Annotated in this window: 3 protein-coding genes and 1 pseudogene; 1 reads left to right on the forward strand and 3 read right to left on the reverse strand. The window is 74.0% G+C overall.

Going from position 1 to position 4,422, the window contains the following annotated elements; all coding sequences use genetic code 11:
• Together RIF68_RS28465 and RIF68_RS28470 are read right to left on the reverse strand one after the other, a co-directional pair.
• Positions 1-490, reverse strand: a 490-nt coding sequence (locus tag RIF68_RS28465; RefSeq protein ID WP_309054163.1) for an alkaline phosphatase PhoX, incomplete at its 3' end; no start/stop codon positions are given.
• Between the two features lie 140 nt (positions 491-630).
• A complete protein-coding gene (locus tag RIF68_RS28470) occupies positions 631-2,091 on the reverse strand; it encodes a hypothetical protein (protein WP_309054164.1) in 1,461 nt (486 codons plus the stop codon).
• Positions 2,092-2,309: 218 nt separating this feature from the next.
• Here RIF68_RS28470 and RIF68_RS28475 point away from each other — a divergent pair, with 218 nt between their 5' ends.
• The gene (locus tag RIF68_RS28475) at positions 2,310-4,145 is read left to right on the forward strand and encodes an endonuclease/exonuclease/phosphatase family protein (protein WP_309054165.1); all 1,836 of its coding nucleotides are present in this window, start codon (positions 2,310-2,312) and stop codon (positions 4,143-4,145) included.
• A 53-nt stretch (positions 4,146-4,198) separates the two neighbouring features.
• Here the strand turns inward: RIF68_RS28475 and RIF68_RS28480 are convergent.
• Positions 4,199-4,422: pseudogene (locus RIF68_RS28480) on the reverse strand (antibiotic biosynthesis monooxygenase); the annotation flags it as partial.

Raw genomic sequence — 4,422 nt, forward strand, 5'->3', positions numbered from 1 at the left:
CCCACTCGGCGACGGTGCCGTCGCGGTGGACCTCGACGACGGTGCAGCCGCCCGCCGCGGCGGGGTCGTAGACGAGGCCCTCGGTGAGCGGGACCGGGTGGGTCCACCGGGAGCGCGGGCCCTTGAGTTCGTGGTTGTTGACGAGGTACGTGGTGCCGCGCGGGCCCGCGAAGGCGGCGGTGCCGTCGTGGTTCGAGGGCGTGAACTCGCCGCTCTCCAGGCGGGTGACGCCACTGCGGGTGAGGACCCGGTAGGCGAAGCCCTCGGGCAGGGCGAGCAGACCGTCCGGGTCGGCGACGAGCGGCCCGTATCCGAGCCGGTGGCCGTGGCCCTTGCCCCGGTCCTCCTCGCGGCCCGTCCCGTACGCGTCCGGCTCGTCGGCGGCGAGCGCCTCGGGGGCGGTGGCCAGCGCCCCGACGGCGCCGGTGAGGACGAGTCCCGCTCCGGCGCCGGCGGACCGCCGGGCGAAGTCTCTGCGGTTGAGGGCCATGGTGTGCGCGCTCCCTGTGGTGTCCGGATGTCGCCCGCCACCCTTCCGGGCGCACGCGAACGGCGCCTGAACACCACCGGAACGCCCGCCCCGCCCGCCGTCGAACCCTCGGGCGGCGCGCGCCCGCGCGGCCCGTCCGCTCAGGCCCCGGCGCTCCGTCCGCCCGTACGCGAGCGGGCCTTGAAGGCGGCCTTGCGGGCCTCCTTCGCCGCGCCCTTGTCCCGGTGCAGCCGCCCCATCGCCTCCAGGACCTCGGCCGTCGCCGGGTGCTCGACCCGCCAGGCCGCGTCGAAGAAGCCGCTGTGGCGGCCCGTCAGCCCCTCGACGAGCTCCTGGACCTCCGCGAGGTCGCCGTCCGCGTCCAGCTGCGCCGCGATCGTGTCGATCGCCAGCCAGAAGATCATGGACTCCGGGGGCGCCGGCACGTCCGCCGCGCCGCGCTCGGCGAGCCAGACGCGGGCGAGACCGCCGAGCTGGGCGTCGTCCAGCACCTCCCGGACGGCGGGCTCCGCCTCCGGGCCGACCAGCGAGAGCGCCTGCTGGCAGTGGAGGCGCCGCAGCGGCGAGGCCGGGTCGGTGCCCCGGGCGGCGGCGAGGAGTTCACGGGCGGCCGCCACGGGCTCGCGCCCGGCCAGCCAGGCGGTGGTCTCGGCGCGGGCGGCGGCCTCGGGGTAGCCGATGATGCCGTCGAGGAGCACGTCGGCGCCCTTGCCGGCCAGGTCGCCGACGGCGGGCGCGTCCACGCCGGCCTCCAGCATCCGGGCCCGCACGCCGTACAGGCCGAGCGGGGTGAGCCGGACCATGCCGTACCGGGTGACGTCCTCCTCGTCCACCGGCGGCGCGGGCTCCTCGCCCTCCTCGGCCATGAGGGCCTCGTCCACGGGCCGGTAGGCGACGAGCCCGATGGGTTCGAGCAGGCGGAACTGCTCGTCCAGCCGCATCATCGCGTCGGAGACCCGCTCCAGGACGTCGTCGGTGGGTTCGCCCATGTCGTCGGGGACGACCATGGAGGCGGCGAGCGCGGGCAGCGGCACGGGGCCCTCGCCCGGTCCGCCCTCGCTGACGGTCAGCAGGTAGAGGTTGCCGAGGACGCCCTCCAGGAACTCGGCCTCCGCCTCCGGGTCCCAGTCGAGCGACGCGAAGTCGACGGCCCCGTCCTCGTCGAGCATTTCCTCCAGGTCGTCCACGACCGGGACGACGGCGTCGGCGAAGACGGCGTCGAAACCGTCCAGCCAGAGAGCGAGGACGTCCTGCGGGGAGCCGCCGGTGACGACCGCCAGGTTTCCGCCGGGCGCGGCCCGGCCGGGGGTGTCGTCGTGCTCGGCGTCCTCGATGTCCACGAGGCCGGTGTCCACGGCGAGCCGCCAGGCGTCGCCGGCGAGGAGTTCGGCGTCCTCCTCGTCGGTGAGGCCGAGGACCTCGACCGCCTCGGGGAGCTGCTCGTCGGCGAGTTCGCCGCCCGCGCCGACGCGGGTGGCGGGCCCGGCCCAGCGGGCGAGGCGTACCGCGTGGGCGAGGAGGGGGGCGGCCAGGGCGTCCCGCGCCAGCTCCGCGTCCGAGGGCAGCCGAACGGGGGGAAGGGTGGGGTGGTCCGCTGCCATGGGGAAGGTCTCCTCGACGCGTACGTGATGGGGTGACGGGACGGGCCCGCGGAGGCGGGCGGTCCTCAGCGTAGACGCATCCGGGAGGGCGTCCGCCGGTTCACCGGCCCGTCGCCCTTCGTACACCCGTCGACTCTTGACAAGCGCACCTTCCAGCCAAGAGATTGACGCGCGTAGAACCCTTCTGCCTTTTCTCCAAGCACCCCCGGAGTCCCTTCATGCCTTCCTCCATACCGAGATCCGCCGCCGTCTCCGCGGTCGTGGCGGCCGCCCTCGCCGCGGGGCTGCTCGCCGGTTCGTCGAGCGCCGTCGCGGAGGACGCCGCCGCCGTCCGCATCCACGACATCCAGGGCACCACCCGTCTGTCGCCCTACGCGGGCAAGCAGGTCACGGGCGTCACGGGCATCGTCACCGGTGTGCGCACGTACGGCTCGCGCGGCTTCTGGATCCAGGACCCCGAGGCGGACGCGGACCCGGCGACGAGCGAGGGCCTCTTCGTCTTCACCAGCTCCGTCCCGACCGTCGCGGTCGGCGACGCCGTCCGGGTGAACGGCACGGTCACCGAGTACGTCCCCGGCGGCCTGAACTCGGGCAACCAGTCCCTCACCCAGCTCTCCCGGCCGGCGGTCACCGTGGTGTCGAAGGGCAACCCGGTCCCGGCCCCGGTGACGATCGCCCCCTGGTCGGTCCCGGACGCCTACGCCCCGGCGGGCGACCCGGCCGCGGGCGGTTCGGTCAACGGCCTGACGCTGGACCCGGAGACGTACGCCCTGGACTACTACGAGTCCCTGGAGGGCACCAACGTCCGCGTCGGCTCCTCGCGGGTGGTCGGCGCGACCGACCCGCACGCGGAGCTGTGGGTGACGGTGAAGCCGTGGGAGAACCGCAACGCGCGCGGCGGCACGGTCTACGGCTCGTACACCTCGCAGAACACCGGCCGGATCCAGATCCAGTCGCTGACCCCGCTCGCCCAGCAGCCCTTCCCGAAGGCGAACGTGGGCGACTGGCTGACCGGCACCACCGAGGGTCCGCTCGACTTCAACCAGTACGGCGGCTACACCCTGACGGCCCGCACCCTCGGCACGGTCGAGGACGGCGGCCTGGAGCGCGAGACCACGGCGAAGCAGCACAAGAACGAGCTGGCCGTGGCGACGTACAACGTCGAGAACCTCGACCCGACCGACCCGCAGGAGAAGTTCGACGCGCTGGCGAAGGCCGTCGTGAAGAACCTCGCCTCGCCGGACATCCTGGCCCTGGAGGAGATCCAGGACGACAACGGCGCCAAGAACGACGGCACCGTGTCGGCCGGTCTGACGCTGAAGAAGTTCACGGACGCGATCGTGGCGGCCGGTGGCCCGGCGTACGAGTGGCGCTCCGTGGACCCGCAGAACAACAAGGACGGCGGCGAGCCCGGGGGCAACATCCGTCAGGTCTTCCTCTTCAACCCCGAGCGGGTCTCCTTCACGGACCGCGCGGGCGGCGACGCCACCACCGCGACCACCGTGACCGGCACGAAGGGCCGCGCGGCCCTGTCGGTCTCGCCGGGCCGGATCGACCCGGCGAACGCGGCCTGGGACAACAGCCGCAAGCCGCTCGCGGGCGAGTTCGTCTTCCGCGGCCGCACGGTCTTCGTGATCGCCAACCACTTCGGCTCCAAGGGCGGCGACGAGTCCCTGACGTCGCACCACCAGCCGCCGAATCGTTCCTCCGAGGCGAAGCGGCTGCTCCAGGCGCAGGCGGTCAACGCGTTCGTCAAGGACATCGTGGCGCTGGAGAAGCAGGCCGACGTCCTCGTCGTCGGTGACATCAACGACTTCGAGTTCTCCGCGACGACCGAGGCCCTCACGGAGGGCGGGGTGCTGTACCCGGCGGTGAAGTCGCTGCCGCGCCCGGAGCGCTACTCGTACGTCTTCCAGGGCAACAGCCAGGTCCTCGACCAGATCCTGACCAGCCCGGGCGTGCACCACTTCACCTACGACAGCGTGCACATCAACGCCGAGTTCGCGGAGCAGGACAGCGACCACGACCCGCAGGTGCTGCGCTTCCGCCCGTAGCGGCGGTGCCCCGGCACGCGCCGGGGCCGGGCCGCCGCCCGCCGCGGCGGCCCCTACGCGCCCGGGCTCAGGCCGAGCGCGGGGACGTACCGGCGCATCCGGCTGCCGGTGAGGCCCGGGTGGTGGTGGACCGCCGCCCAGGCCCCGCCAAGCGGTTCCCCGCCGGACAGCCAGTCCGCGTGCGCCCGCTCGCTCTCCCACTCGGCGAGGTTGAGGACACGGGTGCCGTCGGTGGAGAGGTGGAAGTGGGCGCCGATCCCGCCGTGGGCCGGCCGCT

It is taken from the genome of Streptomyces sp. (genome assembly GCF_031178505.1).
Classification (GTDB): Bacteria; Actinomycetota; Actinomycetes; order Streptomycetales; family Streptomycetaceae; genus Streptomyces; species Streptomyces gulbargensis.

What these genes read in the sequence shown, in the direction of transcription:
- RIF68_RS28470 (WP_309054164.1), bottom strand. Translation starts at nt 2,091, where the DNA reads ATGGCAGCGGACCACCCCACCCTTCCCCCCGTTCGGCTGCCCTCGGAC.
- RIF68_RS28475 (WP_309054165.1), top strand. Translation starts at nt 2,310, where the DNA reads ATGCCTTCCTCCATACCGAGATCCGCCGCCGTCTCCGCGGTCGTGGCG.